The 20144-nt window shown below is 62.7% G+C and carries 19 protein-coding genes; 5 read left to right on the top strand and 14 right to left on the bottom strand.

The annotated features are described in order from the left end of the window. Positions 1-20: 20 nt before the first annotated feature. The 3 genes from DGA31_RS18720 (at position 21) to coq7 (ending at position 1981) form a co-directional block, all read left to right on the top strand. Positions 21-794, top strand: a complete 774-nt coding sequence (locus tag DGA31_RS18720) for an SDR family NAD(P)-dependent oxidoreductase (protein WP_056841484.1) — start codon at positions 21-23, stop codon at positions 792-794. Positions 795-869: 75 nt separating this feature from the next. Beyond that, the gene (locus tag DGA31_RS18715) at positions 870-1208 is read left to right on the top strand and encodes a histidine triad nucleotide-binding protein (RefSeq protein ID WP_056841483.1); all 339 of its coding nucleotides are present in this window, start codon (positions 870-872) and stop codon (positions 1206-1208) included. Positions 1209-1333: 125 nt separating this feature from the next. Then, the gene (gene coq7 / locus DGA31_RS18710; RefSeq protein WP_056841482.1) at positions 1334-1981 is read left to right on the top strand and encodes a 2-polyprenyl-3-methyl-6-methoxy-1,4-benzoquinone monooxygenase; all 648 of its coding nucleotides are present in this window, start codon (positions 1334-1336) and stop codon (positions 1979-1981) included. A 62-nt stretch (positions 1982-2043) separates the two neighbouring features. Here the strand turns inward: coq7 and DGA31_RS18705 are convergent, their stop codons facing one another. Beyond that, positions 2044-2466 carry an OsmC family protein gene (locus DGA31_RS18705; protein WP_056841481.1) on the bottom strand — a complete coding sequence of 141 codons (423 nt, stop codon included), beginning with the start codon at positions 2464-2466 and terminating at the stop codon, positions 2044-2046. 229 nt (positions 2467-2695) lie between these two features. On the opposite strand from DGA31_RS18705, the gene crp reads away from it, so the two are divergent. Further along, positions 2696-3340: a cAMP-activated global transcriptional regulator CRP gene (gene crp, locus DGA31_RS18700; protein ID WP_056841480.1), complete on the top strand. Its 645-nt coding sequence runs from the start codon at positions 2696-2698 to the stop codon at positions 3338-3340. 7 nt (positions 3341-3347) lie between these two features. Here crp and DGA31_RS18695 read toward each other — a convergent pair whose 3' ends face one another. The 4 genes from DGA31_RS18695 to DGA31_RS18680 are packed head-to-tail and all read right to left on the bottom strand — an operon-like array spanning position 3348 to position 6563. Continuing rightward, positions 3348-4046 (bottom strand): lipoate--protein ligase family protein, encoded by a 699-nt coding sequence (locus DGA31_RS18695; RefSeq protein WP_241509619.1) that lies wholly within the window; start codon positions 4044-4046, stop codon positions 3348-3350. A gap of 8 nt (positions 4047-4054) precedes the next feature. After that, positions 4055-4894 (bottom strand): indole-3-glycerol phosphate synthase TrpC, encoded by an 840-nt coding sequence (gene trpC, locus DGA31_RS18690; RefSeq protein ID WP_056841479.1) that lies wholly within the window; start codon positions 4892-4894, stop codon positions 4055-4057. Further along, positions 4891-5940 carry an anthranilate phosphoribosyltransferase gene (gene trpD / locus DGA31_RS18685; protein ID WP_109513565.1) on the bottom strand — a complete coding sequence of 350 codons (1050 nt, stop codon included), beginning with the start codon at positions 5938-5940 and terminating at the stop codon, positions 4891-4893. Before trpD ends, trpC begins: the two co-directional genes overlap by 4 nt. Before the next feature lie 8 nt (positions 5941-5948). Continuing rightward, entirely contained in the window at positions 5949-6563 is a 615-nt protein-coding gene (locus DGA31_RS18680; RefSeq protein ID WP_056841478.1) for an aminodeoxychorismate/anthranilate synthase component II, read from the bottom strand. A 535-nt stretch (positions 6564-7098) separates the two neighbouring features. Between DGA31_RS18680 and estP the strand changes: the two genes are divergently transcribed. Further along, positions 7099-9045 (top strand): esterase EstP, encoded by a 1947-nt coding sequence (gene estP, locus DGA31_RS18675; protein WP_109513556.1) that lies wholly within the window; start codon positions 7099-7101, stop codon positions 9043-9045. 235 nt (positions 9046-9280) lie between these two features. Here estP and trpE read toward each other — a convergent pair whose 3' ends face one another. From trpE to DGA31_RS18630, 9 genes are all read right to left on the bottom strand, one after another. Beyond that, a complete protein-coding gene (trpE, locus tag DGA31_RS18670; protein WP_056841476.1) occupies positions 9281-10753 on the bottom strand; it encodes an anthranilate synthase component I in 1473 nt (490 codons plus the stop codon). Between the two features lie 70 nt (positions 10754-10823). Beyond that, complete coding sequence (locus DGA31_RS18665; protein WP_056841475.1) at positions 10824-11642, bottom strand: phosphoglycolate phosphatase; 819 nt, start codon at positions 11640-11642, stop codon at positions 10824-10826. Continuing rightward, a complete protein-coding gene (rpe, locus tag DGA31_RS18660; protein ID WP_056841474.1) occupies positions 11639-12313 on the bottom strand; it encodes a ribulose-phosphate 3-epimerase in 675 nt (224 codons plus the stop codon). The genes DGA31_RS18665 and rpe overlap by 4 nt, the downstream gene beginning before the upstream one ends. Before the next feature lie 471 nt (positions 12314-12784). Further along, positions 12785-13609: an ABC transporter permease gene (locus DGA31_RS18655; RefSeq protein ID WP_056841473.1), complete on the bottom strand. Its 825-nt coding sequence runs from the start codon at positions 13607-13609 to the stop codon at positions 12785-12787. 11 nt (positions 13610-13620) lie between these two features. Beyond that, complete coding sequence (locus tag DGA31_RS18650; RefSeq protein WP_056841472.1) at positions 13621-14868, bottom strand: ABC transporter permease; 1248 nt, start codon at positions 14866-14868, stop codon at positions 13621-13623. Positions 14869-14957: 89 nt separating this feature from the next. Next, a complete protein-coding gene (locus DGA31_RS18645; RefSeq protein ID WP_056841471.1) occupies positions 14958-15989 on the bottom strand; it encodes a polyamine ABC transporter substrate-binding protein in 1032 nt (343 codons plus the stop codon). A 78-nt stretch (positions 15990-16067) separates the two neighbouring features. Next, entirely contained in the window at positions 16068-17192 is a 1125-nt protein-coding gene (locus DGA31_RS18640) for an ABC transporter ATP-binding protein (RefSeq protein ID WP_109513555.1), read from the bottom strand. 317 nt (positions 17193-17509) lie between these two features. Continuing rightward, a complete protein-coding gene (locus tag DGA31_RS18635; RefSeq protein ID WP_056841469.1) occupies positions 17510-18139 on the bottom strand; it encodes a response regulator in 630 nt (209 codons plus the stop codon). Continuing rightward, positions 18136-20142: a sensor histidine kinase gene (locus DGA31_RS18630; RefSeq protein ID WP_161959206.1), complete on the bottom strand. Its 2007-nt coding sequence runs from the start codon at positions 20140-20142 to the stop codon at positions 18136-18138. The genes DGA31_RS18635 and DGA31_RS18630 overlap by 4 nt, the downstream gene beginning before the upstream one ends. Positions 20143-20144: the final 2 nt, after the last annotated feature.

Below are 20144 nucleotides of genomic sequence, written 5' to 3'. Positions count from 1 at the left end.
GACGTTCAATGGAGACCTGCATGACCCGTTACGCACTGATCACCGGTGCCTCCAGCGGCATTGGCCTGGCGATGGCCGAAGCGCTGGCGCGCCGGGGTCGCAATCTGATCCTGGTGGCCCGCCAGCGTGAGCACCTCGAGCCCATCGCACTGGAACTGACCCAGCGCTTCGGCGTGGAAGTGCTGTTCCGTGCCTGCGATCTGGGCGAGCCGTTGCGCCTGTCGGGATTCCTGCTGGAGCTTGAAGACGGCGAACACAGCATCGACCTGCTGGTCAACAGCGCGGGCATCGGCACCTGTGGCCCGTTTCTGGGCCAGGAATGGGCGGCCGAACAGGACCTGATCGACCTGAACATCCTGGCCCTGACCCGCCTGTGCCATACCGTGGGCAATCTGATGGCCCTGCAGGGCGGCGGGCAGATCCTCAACATCGCCTCGGTGGCCGCCTTCAAACCGGGGCCGTGGATGAGCACCTACGCCGCCAGCAAGGCCTATGTGCTGCATTTTTCCGAAGCGTTGCGTGAAGAAGGCCGCAATAACGGCGTCAAGGTCTCGGTGCTCTGCCCTGGCCCGACGCGTACGCCCTTCTGGCGCACCGCCCAGGTCAACATCGACGAGCGCCATATGATGAGCCCCGAAGAACTGGCACTGCATACCGTGCGCGCCCTGGCGCGCAACCGCGCGGTCATCGTGCCGGGCTGGGGCAACAAATGGCGAACCTTCGCTCCGCGGCTGGGCTCACGCTGGCTGACCCGGCGACTCAGCGGCCTGATCAACAAAAGGCGTTGCCCCTGACCGTTAAAAGCGGTGGGCGAGCCCGGCACGGCTCAGTACACTGCTGGCGGTCCCCACCTCAAGGAGCAAACGGCTGTGGATACTTTGTTCACCAAGATCATCAACCGGGAAATCCCGGCCAATATCATTTACGAAGACGATCAGGTCCTGGCCTTCCACGACATCGCCCCGCAGGCGCCCGTGCACTTCCTGGTCATTCCGAAAAAGCCCATCGCCACCCTCAACGACCTGACCGAAGAGGACAAGGCGCTGGCCGGCCATATCCTGTTCACGGCACAGCGCCTGGCGATCGAGCAAGGCTGCGAGGAAGGCTTTCGCGTGGTCATGAACTGCAATGAACTGGGTGGGCAGACCGTCTATCACATTCATATGCATGTGCTGGGCAAGCGCCAGATGACCTGGCCGCCGGGCTGATCAAGCTTTTCAACGACTTAGCCAGGTCAGCCTGCCCAGCACCGCACCGGCAGTGCTGACCTGCCCCATGCCTCAGCGACACGTTTGCATTAGACTGGGGCCAATGGATATCACCGGAGGTGCCCATGGCAACCGAACGTCATTACTCGGTCATCGACAAGCTGCTGCTACAGGCCGACAGCGCAATGCGCACACTGCTGCCTTCCAGCGGCCATTCCCAGCGCCCATCCCCGGCCATCGTGCACGCCGAGCATACGATGAGCGAAACCGAGACACGTCACATTGCCGGCCTGATGCGCATCAATCACACCGGCGAAGTCTGCGCCCAGGCGCTGTACCAAGGGCAATCGCTGACCGCCCGGCTGCCCGATGTACGCAAGGCCATGGAGCACGCTGCCGACGAAGAAATCGACCATCTGGTCTGGTGCGAGCAGCGCCTGCACCAGCTGGGCAGCCATACCAGCGTGTTCAACCCGCTGTTCTATGGCCTGTCGTTCGGCATTGGCGCCGCTGCCGGCCTGATCAGTGACAAGGTCAGCCTGGGTTTTGTCGCCGCCACTGAAGATCAGGTCTGCAAGCACCTGGACGAGCACCTGGAACAAATCCCTGCCGCCGACGAGAAATCCCGGGCCATCCTCGAACAGATGCGCCTCGATGAAGCGCACCATGCCGAAACCGCACTGGAGGCCGGCGGCTTCCGCTTCCCGGCGCCGGTCAAGTTCGGCATGAGCCTGATGGCCAAGGTCATGACCAGGACCACCTACCGGATCTGAAGCCGAGGGCTCTGTAGAAAAGGCGCCTTTCGGGCGCCTTTTCCATGTGTGCAGGCGATCGCTCAACCCAGCTCGACGATCTCGTAATCATGGGTGATCTTCACCCCGGCGTTGCCCAGCATGATCGAGGCCGAACAGTACTTCTCGGCCGACAGCTCGATGGCACGCTTGACCTGCGCTTCCTTGAGGCCACGCCCCTTGACCACGAAATGCAGGTGAATGCTGGTAAACACCTTGGGGTCTTCGGTGGCGCGCTCGGCCTCCAGAAACGCCTCGCAGCTTTCGACCGGCTGGCGCGACTTCTTGAGAATGCTCACCACATCGAAGTTGCTGCAGCCACCCAGGCCGATCAGCACCATCTCCATGGGCCTCACACCCAGGTTGCGGCCACCGCTCTCGGGCGGGCCATCCATCACCACGACATGGCCGCTTCCCGACTCGCCGAGGAACATGGCTTCGCCAGCCCATTGAATGCGTGCTTTCATCGCCAGACTCCACTGCTGAAAAAAAGGTCGTCAGATTAGGGGGTCTTGCCGTTCCAGCGCAAGCCGGGATGCAAGACGCGTGGAGGCACGTCTTGACGACTGCTATTTACAGGGCTCATGTAGGAAACTTCTTAAATGACGCCAACTTTTCGTCAAAGGCTGGCGAGAACGGTTCGACAGCCGATACCTTAGGCAAGCCATTTGGCGAAACCATTTTTGGGATGCACGCATGTTCGCTATAGCCCTCAATTCAAGAACAAAGAGCATCGACAAGCTTCTCATTCACGCACAACGCCACCGCTACCCTGTGCGGGGCAATATCATTTGCGCGGGTGACAAGGCGCACTCACTGTTTTTCATCATCAAGGGTTCGGTCACCATTTCCATTGACGACAGCGACGGTCGCGAAATGATTGTCGCCTACCTCAACAGCGGGGATTTCTTTGGTGAGCTTGGTCTGTTTGAACCACCGGGCCAGGAGTCATTGCGTAGTGCCTGGGTCCGGAGCAAGAGCGAATGCGAAGTTGCAGAAATTTCCTACGAGAAGTTTCGTGAACTGAGCCATCAAGAGCCAGACATTCTTTATACCTTGAGCACGCAGATGGCCGAACGGCTGCGCAATACCACGCGCAAGGTCGGCGACCTGGCCTTTCTGGATGTCACCGGCCGCGTGGCCCGTACACTTCTTGACCTGTGCAAGCAGCCCGACGCCATGACCCACCCCGATGGCATGCAGATCAAGATCACCCGCCAGGAAATCGGGCGTATCGTCGGTTGTTCGCGGGAAATGGTCGGCCGGGTACTCAAGTCACTGGAAGAGCAGAACCTGGTGAACGTCAAGGGCAAGACGATGGTGGTGTTTGGCACCCGCTGAAGACGGCTCAGAGTCCGCTCAGCAGGTGCTCGTAGGCCACGAACAGACGCTCGAGCACGTCGTGTTCCGGGAACACCTCGTTGAGGGCGACATGGCTGCTTGCCCGCACCCGTGACGGCAGATTGCAACAGGCATAAAAGCGATTGACCGCCGCCACCATGTCATCACGCTGGTTATCCAGCAGCAAGGCACCGTGCGCCAGTACCACCGGCCGGGCGCCACCTTGTGCCTGGCGCCAGCGCTGCGCAGTGCCGACCAGTTTGCGACCGTCGAGGTTGACGTTATAGCGGCCATCACAGAAGGCACCGTCCACCTCGCCCAGCGACGCACGGCCGCCAAACGATGCCAGCACATCAAGCAACGGCTGGCACAAGCGTCGATAGGCCGTTTCGATCCGGTCTCGGTCCACATCACCCGAGGGCTGCGCATACACCAACGCAATGTTCACGGTTGCCGGCGATTGCGGTACTGGCTCGCCCCCGCTTTCACGCAGCAGCACCGGCCAGCCACTGTCGGCCAGCGCCTCACTGGCCTGGTCGAACCCGGCCAGCCGGTTCATCCGTCGCGGCATGACCAGCGCCTGCTCGTTGGGTCGCCAGAACAGCAACCCATGCCCGGTCTCACCGGCGCACACCGCCGCCAGCAACGCCTGTTCGGCCTGCAAGCCTTGCTCGACACCGGTCTCGACGATCACCGTCGCGCTCACAAAGTGCCTTAACCGATAACGGGCGCGCTGCTGATCAGCGCCCCGCGTTCCGGAAAGAACAGCCGCTGCAACTCGGCCCCCGGCTGCTCGGCGCGCATGAACGCCTCACCGACCAGGAACGAGTAGACGTCGTTGATTTCCATCAGCTCGACATCGGCACGGTTGAGAATGCCGCTTTCGGTAATCACCAACCGGTCACGCGGAATACGAGGCAGCAGATCCAGCGTGGCCTCAAGGCTGACCTCGAAGGTGTGCAGGTTACGGTTGTTGACCCCCACCAGCGGGGTATCGAGGATCTTGAGGGCACGCTCCAGCTCATCACTATCATGAACCTCGACCAGCACGTCCAGCCCGACACCTTTGGCAGTGGCCGCCAGCTCCGCCATGCGCCCGTCGTCCAGCGCCGAGACAATCAGCAGAATGCAGTCGGCGCCCAAGGCACGCGCTTCGACCACCTGATAGGGGTCGATCATGAAATCCTTGCGGATCACCGGCAACGTGCAGGCCGCTCGCGCTTGCTGCAGGTAGACATCGGCCCCCATGAAGAAGTCGATGTCGGTCAGCACCGACAGGCAGGTCGCGCCACCGCTGGCGTAACTCACGGCAATCTCGGCCGGGTTGAAATGCTCGCGGATCACGCCTTTGCTGGGCGACGCCTTCTTGATCTCGGCGATCACCGCCGGCTGCTTGCGCCGTGCCTGCTCCAGCAGGGCCGCGGCAAAGCCTCGCGGCGCATCGGCCAGGGCGGCCTGGCGCTCCAGTTCGGCCAGGCTCACCCGGGTACGGCGGGCAGCCACTTCCTCGGCCTTGCGGGCCAGAATCTTTTCCAGAACCGTTGGCACGCTCATCCTTCGTTCTCCTGCTTGAATACAGCGGTAAAGGCGCCCAGTTCTTCGAGCTTTTCCCGGGCCAGGCCGGTGTGCAAGGCATCGTGCGCCAGCTCGACGCCTTCCTTGAGGCTCGAGGCATAATCTGCAGCATAGAGCGCAGCACCGGCATTGAGCACGATCATTTCAGCGGCTTTTTGCCCGCTTTCGGTCTTGCGCTTGCCCAGCGCATCGCGAATCAGGGTCAGCGACGCCTGCGGGCTGTCGACCACCAGGCCATACAGGCTCTGGCTCTTCATGCCCAGGTCCTCCGGCTGGACCCAGTATTCGCGGATCTCGCCTTTATGCAGCTCGGCCACGTAAGTAGGGGCGGCCAGGCTGAATTCGTCCAGGCCGTCCTGGGAATGCACCACCAGCACATGCTGGCTGCCCAGGCGTTGCAGCACCTCGGCCAGTGGACGGCACAAGGCCTGGCTGAACACGCCCACGACCTGGTGACGGACACCGGCCGGGTTGGTCAGGGGGCCCAGCATATTGAACAGGGTGCGCAGGCCCAGGTCGCGGCGCGGTGCAGCAGCGTATTTCATGGCGCCGTGATGCACCTGGGCAAACATGAAGCCGATGCCCACGCTGTCGATACAGCGTGCCACTTGCACCGGAGTCAGGTTCAGGTAGATACCGGCCGCCTCAAGCAGGTCGGCACTGCCGCTCTTGCCCGACACCGCGCGGTTACCGTGCTTGGCCACCGTGCAACCGGCAGCTGAAATCACCAGCGAAGCGGCCGTCGAGACATTGAAGATATTGGCGCCATCACCGCCGGTGCCGACAATGTCGACCACCCGGTCCAGCGCCTGCAACTCAACCTTGCCGGCCAGCTCGCGCATCACCGACACCGCCCCGACGATTTCGTCGATGCTCTCGCTCTTCATGCGCATGCCCATCATGAAGGCGCCGATCTGCGCCTCGCTGCACTGGCCGGTCATGATGTCGCGCATCACCTGGCTCATCTCGTCGGTGCTCAGGTCAAGATGATTGACCACCCGGTCCAGGGCGGCCTTGATCGTAATGGGGGTGCTCATGCAGAAAGTCCTTGTACCTGACGCGTGCCGCCGGTCTGTTTGAGGAAGTTGGCGAACAGCTCATGACCTTGCTCGGTCAGGATCGACTCGGGGTGAAACTGCACCCCCTCGACGTTCAGCGTCTTGTGCCGCAGGCCCATGATCTCGTCCACCGAACCATCGGCGTGGGTGGTCCAGGCCGTGATTTCCAGGCAGTCGGGCAAGGTTTCGCGCTTGACCACCAGCGAGTGATAGCGGGTCACCACCAACGGCTGGTTCAGGTCGGCGAACACGCCCTGGTCTTCATGGGTCACAGGGCTGGTCTTGCCGTGCATCACCTGCCGGGCGCGGACCACATCGCCGCCAAAGGCCTGGCCGATGGACTGATGCCCCAGGCAGACACCCAGGATTGGCAGCTTGCCGGCAAAATGCCGGATCACGTCCAGCGACACACCCGCTTCGTTAGGCGTGCAAGGACCGGGCGAAACCACGATGCGCTCAGGCGCAAGCGCTTCGATTTCGGCCAGGGTCAATTCGTCGTTGCGGATCACCTTGACGTCGGCACCCAGCTCACCCAGGTACTGCACGACGTTATAGGTAAAAGAGTCATAGTTATCGATCATCAGCAACATGGGCTCACCTCTTGAATCGCTGACTTTGAATATGATCCCCGCATGATTTTGTCGCTCACTCATCTCCCGCCGCCGGGCACGAACGGCATCCGGTTGGGAAAAGGCAGCAACAAGCGGGGTACATCGTTACGAGACCGGCAGGGCCGGCAGGAGAAAAGTCAGGCGCGCCAACGCCAACGGGCGTGAGCCTTGATAACGCGCATCAAGAGTTTGCTGACAGTTGTCACGGAAGGAGTCTCATCTGAACGTTTCGGGACATTAGCGTACCGGCTTGAACGGCGCAATGATTGTACGCGATAAAACCGACGCAATATCCGATCAGAAACCGGCGGTTAAAACGCATCAGCGCTCTGATATCGGCCCGACAGGTCGCCTGCAAACAACGCTGTATGCCCTTGAGCGCCGTCACTGTCGGCAGTGACCGCGTGATTGATCGAGGTTCTCGAACGGTTCGTCGATACCCCCAATAAGCAGCACTGGCGCTGCTGGAGAGGGTTGCTAGGGTCAGTGGACACCACCACACGAGAACCCCCTGATGCAGTTCCCCCCTGCCACGCCCCTGCGCCTGCTGCTCAAGCCATTGACCGCCTGCCTGCTGACCCTGACCTGCCTGGCCCCACCGGCCCTGTCGGCGCCCTACTCGACCCTGTTCGTCTTTGGCGACAGCCTGCTGGATGCCGGCCAGTTCCCCGACCTGAACGGCCCGCCGGGCGCCACCCTGCGCTTCACCAACCGAACAGGACCCGACTACCACGACGGCAGTGGCGAACTGACCGGCCTCACCTCCTCCCTGTTGCTGGGCCGTTTGCTCGGAATCTCGCCGCACGACCTGGCCGCGTCAACCTCGCCGGTGAACGCCGCACTGGGGCAATCCGACGGCAACAACTGGGCCGTGGGCGGCTACCGCACCGACCAGATCCTGGATTCGATCACCGGGCAGTCGAACGTCACGCTGGAAGACACCAACATCGTGCTGCGCAGCCGCCCGGGCTATCTGCCCGGTAACGCCGGGCGTGCCGACCCAGACGCCTTGTACTACCTGTCCGGCGGCGCCAACGACTTTCGCCTGGGCCTGGTCCTGAACCGCGCCGACGCCCGCCAGGCCGCCGGACGCCTGGCCGACAGCGCCCAGGCCCTGCAACAGGCCGGGGCACGCTACCTGATGGTCTGGCTGCTGCCGGACATCGGCCAGACGCCCGTATACAGCGCCAGCCCCGTGCAACCGGTGATTTCCGACCTCAGCGCGGTCTTCAACGAGCGCCTGGTCGAACGGCTCGGGCAACTGGACGCCGAGGTGATCGGCCTGAACATCCCTCTGCTGATCAGCGAAGCCCTGAGCGATCCTGCGCGTTTCGGCTTTGCCGCCGACACCAACCTGATCGGCACCTGCTTCAATGGCGACGGTTGTCGGCAGAACCCGGTCTACGGACTGGACGGCAGCCGCCCGGACCCTGACCGGCTGTTCTTCAATGACCGCGTGCACCCGACCACGGCCGCGCAGCGCCTGCTGGCCGATTACGCCTACTCGATCCTGGCCGCGCCGCAGGAGTTGACCCTGCTGCCGGAAATGGCCCACACCACCCTGCGTGCCCAGCAAGACACATTGCGCAACCAATGGCTGGCCGACCTGGGGGCCTGGCAAGCGGTCGGGCACTGGCGAACCCTGCTGGATGCAGGCGGCCAGGCGCTCGACATCGACGCTCAAGGCAGCGGCGCCAAGGCCGACGGGCAGGGTGCCAACCTGACTCTGGGCGGCAGTTATCGCCTGGCCGAACACTGGCGTACCGGGTTCGTGGCGGGCGCCTACCGGCAGAGCCTCAAGGCCGGCGAACAGGACTCGCGCTACCGGCTGGGCAGCTACATTGCCAGCATTTTCATGCAGTATCAGGCCCGTCAGTGGTGGGCGGACATATCAGCCTCCGTCGGGCAACTGGATTACGACAAGACCGAGCGCCGGTTCGCCCTGGGCATCAGCGAACGGCAGGAAAAAGGCGATACCGACGGCCATCTGTGGGCGTGGAGTGCGCGGCTGGGCCATGACCTCTCCGGCGGCCATCGCGCGTGGCACCTGTCGCCGTTCATCAGCGCCGACCAGGCCAGGGTCAGCGTCGATGGCTACCGTGAACGCGGCCAGAGCTCGAGCGCCCTGAGCGTCGACGACCAGCAGCGCACCTCGCGCCGGCTGGGTGCTGGCCTGCTGGGCAAATGGCAGCTTGCGCCGGCCATCCAGGTGTCTGGCGAATTCGCCCACGAACGTGAATTCGAGACCGATGCCCGGCCGGTGCGCCTGGCCCTCAACAGCCTGCCGTCGCTCGATTTTGCCTTGCAAGGCTATGCCCCACAGCGCAACCTCAACCGCGCCAGCCTCGGCCTGAGCCAGCAACTGACCCGCGACCTCAACCTGCGCGCCGGCTACACCTGGCGCAAGAACGACGCGCTGACCCAGCAAGGGGTCAACCTCGGCGTGAGCCTGGATTTTTGATGACGACGTAGGTACCGGTACCTCTCAGTAGGAGCGCGCTTGCCCGCGACCGGCTGCGCTAGCAGTCGTAAATTTTCAGCGTTTCATAGATCCCTGATGGGTTAGCAGTCGTAAATTTTCAGCGTTTCATAGCTTCCTGATGGGTTAGCAGGCGTAATTTTGTGGCGTTTCGCAGATTTTGCGAGCGCTTCGCACTCGGTCGCGGGCAAGCGCGCTCCTACAGGCCGGCAGTTGCTTATGACTGCTCGGCCAGCGCCACGGCGCGGAACATGGCGCGGCGCTTGTTGATGGTCTCTTCCCATTCCAGGGCCGGCACCGAATCGGCGACGATGCCGCCACCGGCCTGCACATGCAACTCGCCGTCCTTGATCACCGCCGTGCGAATGGCGATGGCGGTGTCCATGTTGCCGTTCCAGGCCATGTAACCCACCGCGCCGCCATAGACGCCACGCTTGACCGGCTCCAGCTCGTCGATGATTTCCATCGCACGGATCTTCGGCGCACCCGACAAGGTGCCCGCCGGCAGGATGGCACGCAAGGCGTCCATGGCCGTCAGCCCGCTTTTCAACTGGCCGGTGACGTTGGAGACGATGTGCATGACGTTGGAATAACGCTCGATGACCATCTTCTCGGTCAGCTTCACCGAGCCGATTTCCGACACCCGGCCGGTGTCGTTGCGGCCCAGGTCGATGAGCATCAGGTGCTCGGCGATTTCCTTGTCATCGGACAGCAGATCTTCTTCCAGCGCACGGTCGGCTTCTTCGGTCGCCCCGCGTGGGCGGGTGCCGGCGATGGGGCGGACGGTGACCAGGTTGTCCTCGACACGCACCAGCACCTCCGGTGAACTGCCGACCACATGGAAGTCGCCGAAATTGAAGAAGTACATGTACGGCGTCGGGTTGAAGCAACGCAGCGCGCGGTACAGGTCGATGGGCGCGGCCTTGAAGTCGATGGACATCCGTTGCGACGGCACCACCTGCATCACATCACCCGCCAGGATGTACTGCTTGACGGTGTCCACCGCCCGCTCGTAATCGTCCTGGGTAAAGCTGGAACGGAACGCCGGCTCGCTGGCGGGTGGTCGGGTCAGGTCCAGGCCACGGCGCGGCGTGAGCGGCTGGCGCAGCTTGTCCATCAGTTCGTCGAGCTGCGCCAGGCCCTGCTCGTATGCCTGCGGCTGCGACGGGTCGGCCAGCACGATGGCGTGCATCTTGCCGGCCAGGTTGTCGAACACCACCACCGCGTCCGACACCATCAGCAGGATGTCCGGCACGCCCAGCGGGTCGGGGTTCGGGCAATTGGCCAGGCGTTTCTCGACATAGCGCACGCAGTCATAGCCGAAATAGCCCACCAGGCCACCGTTGAAGCGCGGCAGCCCCGGCAGGGTCGGCACGTTGTAGCGGGCCTTGAAGGTTTCGACGAAGGCCAGCGGATCTTCGACCTGCAGGCTTTCGGTCTCGATGCCATCGCACGTCACGCTGACCTGATAGCCATGCACGCGCAGCACGGTACGGCACGGCAGGCCGATGATCGAGTAACGACCCCATTTCTCGCCGCCCTGCACCGACTCCAGCAGATAGGAGTTGGGCTGGTCGGCCAGTTTCAGGTAGATCGACAGCGGCGTATCGAAGTCGGCCAGGGTGTCGATGGCCAGCGGGATGCGGTTGTAGCCTTCAGCGGCCAAACGCAGGAATTCTTCACGGTTCATGAGTCGCCTCGTGGTTTGAGGATAAAAACGGTCAGTCAGGCAAACGGGCCGCAGGCGGCCGGAGCAAAAGTCAGGCGCGCCAGCGCCAGCGGGCCAGGGCCTTGATGACTTTCATCCAGAGTTTGTGAGTGACCACCACGATGGAATCTCTATGGGAGGGACGTTCGATGTGCGGCAACAGTATCTCAGCGCCCTGATCCAGGCAACCGGGAATCAGCTTGCGCAAATCATCCAGCACCAGCGTCGGTGATTCTTCGGCAATCGGCCGCCCATGGTTATAGCCATAGCTCAAGCCTACACACGCCACACCCGCGGCCTTGGCCGCCTGCACATCACTGCGCGAGTCGCCCACGAACAGCGCCTGGGCCGGCGGTACACCGGCCATTTTCATCACGAACAGCAAGGCGGCCGGGTCAGGCTTTTTCTGCGGCAGGGTGTCGCCACCGATGATCCAGCGAAAAAACCGCCCCAGCTTCATTTCATCCAGCAACGGCGCGATGAAGCGCTCGGGCTTATTGGTGATCAGGGCCATTTCCACGCCCTTTTTCTGCAACCACTTGAGGGTTTCGCGCACGCCAGGGTAGACCACGGTGAATTCGTGCTTCTCGGCGTAGGCTTGCATGAACAGCTCCAGGCCCCGCTCGGCCAGCGCGTCATCGACGCCACTGTGCTCCAGGTCACCCGCCAGGGCGCGGCGCACCAGCACCGGCGCGCCGTTGCCGACCCAGGCGCGGACCGCCTCGAGACCGGCCGCCGGGCGACCCAGGGCCAGCAGCATCGTGTCGACGGCCACGGCCAGATCAGGCACCGAGTCGACCAGGGTGCCGTCCAGATCAAACATGATCAGCCTGGGCAACTGGTCGCCAAAGAGCTGCTCAAGGCTGCTCATGAGCGGGCGGCCGCCAGCTCACTGCGCATTTTATCGATCACCTGCTTGTAGTCAGGGGTGTTGAAGATTGCAGAGCCGGCGACGAAGGTGTCGGCTCCGGCAGCGGCGATGTCACGAATGTTCTGCACGTTCACGCCGCCGTCGATCTCCAGGCGGATCTCGCGACCCGAGGCCTCGATCAGCGCACGGGCCTGGCGCAGCTTGTCCAGGGTGCCGGGGATGAACTTCTGCCCGCCAAAGCCCGGGTTGACGCTCATGAGCAGGATCATGTCGACCTTGTCCATGACGTATTCGAGCAGGTTCAGCGGGGTCGCCGGGTTGAACACCAGGCCGGCCTTGCAGCCGCCGTCACGGATCAGTTGCAGCGAACGATCGACGTGCTGGGTGGCCTCGGGGTGAAAGGTGATGTAGGTGGCGCCCGCTTCGACGAAGTCGCCGATGATGCGATCCACCGGACTGACCATCAGGTGCACATCGATGGGCGCTGTCACGCCGTACTTGCGCAGCGCAGCGCAGACCATCGGACCGATGGTCAGGTTGGGGACGTAGTGGTTGTCCATGACATCGAAGTGGACAAAGTCGGCACCGGCGGCCAGCACAGTGTCGACTTCCTCGCCCAGACGGGCGAAATCGGCGGAAAGGATCGATGGAGCAATAACGAAGGGCTGCATGGCGCACCTGTCTGGACTGAATCACGGTGGCGCGCATTGTACGCTAACGTTTCGCAATATTGCGCAGCACCGGCTTCAGACGGGAATGGCGTTGTGCTCTTCGCGGTTGTAACCGCCCTCATTCAAACACAAAGTAACTTATTGATTTTATTGGCTATAAAATTCACACCTGTAGGAGCCCGCTTGCCGGCGACCGAGTGCGAAGCGCTCGCAAAATTGATTAAACGCTGAAAATTTACGACTGCTAACGCAGCCGGTCGCGGGCAGAGCTCCTACATCATGGTCCAGAATCATTAGACCGCAACAGCTTGCCGGCGACCGAGTGCGAAGCGCTCGCAAAATTGATTAAACGCTGAAAATTTACGACTGCTAACGCAGCCGGTCGCGGGCAAGCGCGCTCCTACACCGGGTCCATGTTTGCTTGCCAGTGGCACAGGATGATCTCCTACAGATCGGGGGGATGCGGCGGCCCTATTCCGCCTGCACCCGCAGTTTCTCGCTGCGTCCGCGCAGCCATTCCAGCACCAGCAACAGCACCACCGAAAAGGCGATCAGCAAGGTCGCCGCCGCGGCGATGGTCGGGCTGAGGTTCTCGCGAATGCCGCTGAACATCTGCCGTGGCAGCGTGGCCTGCTCGGGACCGGCCAGGAACAGGGTCACCACCACTTCGTCGAACGAGGTGGCAAAGGCAAACAGCGCACCGCTGATCACCCCCGGCGCAATCAATGGCAGGGTCACCCGGCGAAACGCCGTCAGTGGCGAAGCGCCCAGGCTGGCAGCGGCCCGCACCAGGTTATGGTTGAAGCCCTGCAGGGTTGCCGACACGGTGATGATCACGAACGGTACGCCCAGCACCGCATGCACCAGGATCAATGAGGTGTAGCTGTTACCCAGCCCCAGCGGGGCAAAAAACAGATAACTGGCCACACCGACGATCACCACCGGCACCACCATTGGCGAGATTACCAGCGCCATCACCAGCGCCTTGCCGGGAAAATTGCCACGCGTCAGGCCGATGGAGGCCAGAGTGCCGAACACCATGGCCAGGAAGGTCGCCGCCGGGGCGACGATCATGCTGTTCTTCAGCGCCCGCATCCACTCGGCCGACTGAAAGAAATTCTCGTACCACTGCATCGAGAACCCTTGCAGCGGGTAGACCAGGAAACTGCCGGAGTTGAACGACAGCGGTATGATCACCAGGACCGGCAGTACCAGAAACAGCAGCACCAGCGCGCAGATGATGCGCAAGGCGTAGTACCAGATTCGCTCGATGGGCGAGGTGTAAGGGCTCAGCATGATGATTCTCCTCAGCTCAGGCGCAGGCGGCTGGCGCCGACCAGCCAGCTATAGATCAGGTACAGCACGATGGTCGCCAACAGCAGCAGGCCGCCCAATGCCGTGGCCATGCCCCAGTTGATGCTGGTGTTGGTGTAGAAGGCCACGAAATAGCTGACCATCTGATCATTCGGGCTGCCCAGCAGCGCCGGCGTGATGTAGTAGCCGATCGACAGGATGAACACCAGCAGGCAACCGGCACCGATGCCGGCGTAGGTCTGCGGGAAATACACCCGCCAGAAGCTGGCGAACGGATGGCAGCCCAGGGAAATCGCCGCGCGCATGTAGCTGGGCGAAATGTTCTTCATCACGCTGTAGATCGGCAGGATCATGAACGGCAGCATGATGTGCACCATTGAGATGTAGACCCCGACCCGGTTGAAGACCAGCTCCAGCGGTTTGTCGATGATGCCCATCGCCAGCAGCGCACTGTTGATCAGCCCGCTCGATTGCAACAACACGATCCAGGCGGCGACCCGCACCAGGATCGAGGTCCAGAACGGCAACAGCACCAGGATCATCAACAGGTTGCTCTGCCGCGCCGGCAGGCTGGCCAGCAGGTAGGCCAGCGGGTACGCCAGCACCAGGCAGATGACGGTGATCACCAGGCCCATCCAGAAGGTGCGGGCAAAGATGTCCAGGTAGATCGCCTGGTCAGGCGAGGCCGCGGCCACTTCACCGACATCGTCGATGCGATGGTCGACCGAGGCCAGCAGGTAATAGGGAGTGATGCTGCTGGTGTTGCGACGGATCGCCTGCCAGTAGGCCGGGTCACCCCAGCGTTCATCCATGGCTTCGAGCGCGTCTTTATAAGAGGCCGGTTCCGCCGGCAGCGGCAAGGCCCGTGCGGTCTTGGTCAGCAGGCTGCGGTAGCCGGCCAGCTCCATGTTCAGGCGTTTGGACAAGTCGCCCAGGGTCGAATTCTTGCGGGCATCGGCCAGGTCGCGGCTCAGGGCCACGTACGCGGCCTCCGGCGGCAGGCCCTTGCCATCCCATTTCTGCACCTCGACGATGGTGGTCGGCAAGGCGTTGACCACTTCCGGGTTGTTCACGCTTTTGAACAGCAGCGCGGCAATGGGCACCAGAAAGACCAGCAACAGAAAAATAACCAACGGCGCGATCAATGCCTGAGCCTTGAAGCGGTTGACCCGCTCGGCACGGGCCAGACGTTGCTTGAGAGTGGGGCTGGCGCCTTCAGGCAGGGGCACGGCGGTGGCCATAGGAACTCCGGAAATCTTTGAACAAGGCGTGTGACGAGAGAAGCGTTCCATTGCCGGAACGCCCCTCGGTCCGAGGCAGGGTCAGGCGCTTACTTGGCAGCCCAGGCAGTGAAACGCTGCTCCAGGGACTCGCCGTTGTCGGTCCAGAACGCGACGTTCATCTGCACCTGGTTCTTGATGTTTTCCGGTGTGGTCGGCATGTCGCTCAGGATGTTCTTGTCCAGCAACGGTACCGCCTGGGTGTTGGCCGGGCCGTAGGCGATGTTTTCCGAGTAGATCTTCTGCTGGCCGGGCTGCAGGGTGTAGGCGATGAACTTCTTCGCCGCTTCCGCATTTTTCGAGCCCTTCGGGATCGCCCAGGCATCGAAGTCGTACACGCCGCCGTTCCACACCACTTTCAGGTTGCTTTCTTTCTGCACGGCAGCGATGCGGCCGTTGTAGGCCGAGCTCATGACCACGTCACCCGAGGCCAGGTACTGCGGCGGCTGGGCACCGGCTTCCCACCACTGGATGTTCGGCTTGAGTTCGTCGAGCTTCTTGAAGGCGCGGTCCTGACCGTCCTTGCTGGCCAGCACCTTGTAGACGTCGGCCGGGGCCACGCCGTCGGCCATCAGGGCGAATTCCAGGGTGTACTTGGCGCCCTTGCGCAGGCCGCGCTTGCCGGGGAATTTCTTGGTGTCCCAGAAATCGGCCCAGCTGGTCGGTGCGGTGGTGACCTTGTCGGCGTTGTAGGCCAGCACGGTGGACCACACGAAGAAGCCCGCGCCGCAGGTGCTCAGGGCACCGGGTACAAAATCTTCCTTCTTGCCGAACAGCGCAGGGTCGAGCTCTTCGAACATGTCTTCGTCACAGCCGCGCGACAGCTCGGGCGACTCGACTTCGACCAGGTCCCACGAGACGCTCTTGGTGTCGACCATGGTCTTGACCTTGGCCATTTCACCGTTGTACTCACCGGCGATGATCTTGCCGTTGCCCGCCTTTTCCCACGGAGCATAGAACGCCTTTTCCTGGGCTGCCTTGTTGGCGCCACCGAAGGAAATGACAGTCAGGTCGGTTGCCATGGCGTGCGCTGCACACATCATCCCCAGCGTAATAGCGGTGAACTTCAATGGTTTGAGCATTTATTCTTCTCTCCACGGGCAGTGTTGGTTTAGCAATGAGTAGGACGATTGTTCCGTCTCTGAAGGTTAAGCGATGCCTTATTGCACTTGCTGCAGCGGGTCGAGCGCGCGGGCGTGCTCGGTCTGCCAGCCGATCGGCACGACATCGCCCACGCGCATGGCAGGGTCGAGTTCGGCAATCGGTTGTTTAACGAAGAAGTCGGCCTTGCCGGCCACTTCCATACGCACCCGGACGTGGTCGCCCAGGTAGATGAACTCGGCTACACGGCCCGAGAAGCGGTTGGCGCAATGTTCGCTGTGACCGTTGAGGCTGATGCGCTCGGGGCGAATCGACAACGTCACTGGATCACCATTGCGCCCGACATTGACCGCCAGCGCCTGGACCTGCTCGCCACGGCCCAGCTCGACCACGCAGTGCTCGCCTTGCTGGCTGACCAGCCGGCCATTGAGACGGTTGTTCTCGCCAATGAAGTTGGCCACGAACGTGTTCTTCGGCGCTTCGTACAGGATGCGCGGGGCGTCGATCTGCTGGATCTCGCCCTGGTGGAACACCGCCACCCGGTCCGACATGGTCAGGGCTTCGCCCTGATCGTGGGTCACATAGACCACGGTCACGCCCAGGCGCTGGTGCAGGTGCTTGATTTCCATCTGCATGTGTTCGCGCAATTGCTTGTCGAGGGCGCCCAGCGGCTCGTCCATCAGCACCAGTTGCGGCTCGAACACCAGCGCCCGCGCCAGGGCCACGCGCTGCTGCTGGCCGCCGGACATTTGTGCCGGATAACGATGGGCAAAGGCGTCGAGCTGGACCATGCCCAGCGCACGCTTGACCTTCTCACCGACGTCGGTCTTGCTCAGGCCCCGCACCGTCAGCGGGAACGCCAGGTTCTCGGCCACGGTCATGTGCGGGAACAAGGCGTAGTTCTGGAACACCATGCCGATGTCGCGCTTGTGCGGCGGCACGTTGTTGATGGCCCGGCCACCCAGCAGGATCTGCCCGGCGGTGGGGGTCTCGAAACCGGCCAGCATCATCAGGCTGGTGGTCTTGCCCGAGCCGGACGGACCGAGCAGGGTCAGGAACTCGCCCTTGCGAATGTCCAGGTTCAGGTCTTTGACGATCAGCGATTCGCCGTCGTAGCTTTTTTGTACACCACGAAAGCTGACCAGAACGTCATTGGTTCCAGCGCTTGAATCGACGTCGCTCATTGCCCACACCTTTGTTATGTCTGCGTGGGCTCAAGCCTAGTGCAGGCCGCAGCCCGCGCAAATCGGGCGCCGGGAGAGATTGGCCTAGGCGCACTGGAAGGGTGCGTGTAGGGATCGCCCTACACCGATGACGCAATTGGACACCCCCCGCCCCCTCCGGCACCGCCTGTAGGAGCGCGCTTGCCCGCGACCGAGTGCGTCAGCGCTCGCAAAATTGATTAAACGCTGAAAATTTACGACTGCTAACGCAGCCGGTCGCGGGCAAGCGCGCTCCTACCCCAGAGATCAGACATGTCGCAATCAGGCATGTCGCCCGTTCAGAGCAGCTTGTGCTCCATGGCATATTTCACCAGGTCCGCCAGCGAATGAATGTTCAGCTTCTGCATCAGGCGCGCCTTGTGGGTGCTGATGGTCTTGCTGCTCAAGCCCAGTTGCTGGGCGATGTCGTTGACGTTGGCGCCCTGGGCCAGGCGTTCGAACACCGAAAACTCGCGCTCCGACAACAGTGAATGCAACGGCCGGTTATCCGTGAGCCCCACTTCGAACACCATGCGGTCGGCCAGGTCTGGATCGATATAGCGCCCACCGGCGGCCACGCGGCGAATCGCGGTCAGCAGCAGCGCAGGGTCGCTGTCCTTGGTGGCATAGCCGGCCGCACCGACCTTCAGCGCCCGCGCCGCCATCTGCGCCTCGTCGTGCATCGACAGCACCAGAATGGCCGGCGGGTTGCTCAGGGCGCGGATACGCGGGATGGCCTCCAGGCCGTTGACGCCGGGCATCGAGATGTCCAGCAGCACCACCTCGCAGGGCACATGGCGCAAGGTCTCGAGCAACTGCTCGCCATTGCACGCCTCGCCCACCACTTGCAGGTCCTTGGCCAGGCCGATGAGCTGCTTGATGCCCTCGCGCACAATGGTGTGATCTTCAGCTACCAGGACACGAATCACGCGCTCACTCCTACCGGATCCAACGGAATATAAATATGCAGGGCCGTGCCCTCGCCCGGTTCGCTGTCCAGCTCCAGCCGGCCACCGAGCATCAGCACCCGCTCGCGCATGCCCACCAGCCCGAACGAAGTGGGGCGCGCGGCCAGCGGATCGAAACCCTGGCCATCATCGGCAATGCTCAGGCACACCAGGTTATCGGCCAGGGTCAGGCTGATCTGAACCGAATGCGCCGCCGCGTGGCGCATGACGTTGGTCAGCGCCTCTTGCAGGATACGGAACAGGCCGATCGCCCGGGCATCGCTGAGCGCCGGCAGGTTGTCGGGCACCAGCACCAGGCAAGGAATCTGCGTGCGCTCCTCGAACCGCCGGGCCTGCCATTCGATGGCCGACGCAATGCCGGCGTCCAGAATCGGCGGGCGCAGGGCCGTGGCCACATCGCGCACCAGCTGGAACAACTGCGCAATCAGGCGTTTCATGCTGTTGAGCCGGTCACTCAACCCCGGATCGAGGTCGGCATAGGCCAGCTCGCACATCGACGTCTCCAGCTTGAGCACGGTCAGCATCTGGCCCAGCTCGTCATGCACCTCGCGGGCAATACGGGCCTTTTCTTCCTCGCGCACGCTTTCCAGGTGCGCCGACAGTTCGCGCAACTGCTCATGGGCCCGACGCCGCTCGCTGACATCGCTGAGAAACACCACCAGGTATTCGGCGTCACGAAAACGCAGAAAACTCAGCGACACATCGGTGGGCAGCCTGCTGCCGTCGGCGCGCAGGCAATTGGTCTCGAACACCTGGGGGCCATCCTCGCTGGAACGCGCGTTGCGCCACAGGTTCAGCCAGCGGTCCATGTGCAGGCCGGGTTCGAAGTCAATCAGCGGCCGGTCGACCACCGCGCCTTGCGGATAACCGAGCATGGCTTCAGCGGCCCGGTTGGCATAGCGCACCCGGCTGTCCCAGTTGACCCACAGAATGCCAACCGTGCTCTGGTCGATGGAAAACTGCGCCAGGCGCAACGCCTCCTCGCCCGCCAGGCGCCGGGCAATGTCTTCACGCGCATCCAGCAACTGCTGCTCCAGGGTCTGCTGCATGCGCCGCTGCCAGATGACAATCGCCAGGCAAGCCAAGAGCATCACCAGCAACAACAGGCACAGGTTCTTCCACAACGCCGTCGACTCGCTGAAACGTGACGAGGTCAGCGGCATCCAGCGCGCATGCAACTGGTCCAGCTCCTTGGCCGGGATCGCCAGCAAGGCGTCGCCGAGCATGGCCGCCAGCTCTGGCGCATCACGACGCGAGGCAATGCGCAGCAACTGCGGCAGGCCGATGTCGCCGACAATGGCCAGCCCGGCGAACTCCGGCTCGCGAAACAACCGGCTCAGCTGTGCTTCATCGACAACGGCATAACGCGCCTGCTGGCTGAGCAGCAGTTGCAACGCCTGGCGCTCCAGCGGCACGCCTTGCAGGTTCAGGTGCGGAAAATTGGTGCGCAGGTAATCGGCCGTGGCACCGGGCATGCGCACCACCACCCGCGACAATGAGTCGAGGGTTTCCAGGTCGACCGTGCCACCACCGTCGCGCTCGCCCACCAGCAGTTGCGACACCCGTAGATAAGGGTCGGAAAACAGCCACAGGCGCAGCCCGGCCGGGGTCTGCATCAGGCCGGGCGCCAGGTCCAGCTCGCCGGCGACCAGCGCCTTTTCCAGCGCCGCCTGGTCGGTGTAGGTGCGCCATGACAAATCGGCCTTCAACGCCGACGCCACCGCATTCATCAGGTCGATGTTGGCCCCCGACAACTGCTGCAGGCGCTGATCGAACTGCGCATAAGGCGCACGCAGTACCACACCGACGCGCAAAGGCCCATGCTGGTCGAGCCAGCGCCGTTGCTCCTGGCCAAGGCTCATCTGCACCGAGGACTGCGCCTGTTCGGCCCGGGCCCCGACGGCGAAAAGCATCAAGAGCGCCGCCAGGCTGCCGATAAAAAGTCCACGTACAACCGCTATCATCA

Source organism: Pseudomonas ovata (assembly GCF_003131185.1).
Taxonomy (GTDB): Bacteria; Pseudomonadota; Gammaproteobacteria; order Pseudomonadales; family Pseudomonadaceae; genus Aquipseudomonas; species Aquipseudomonas ovata.
This window is presented reverse-complemented; position numbering and strand designations above follow the sequence as displayed.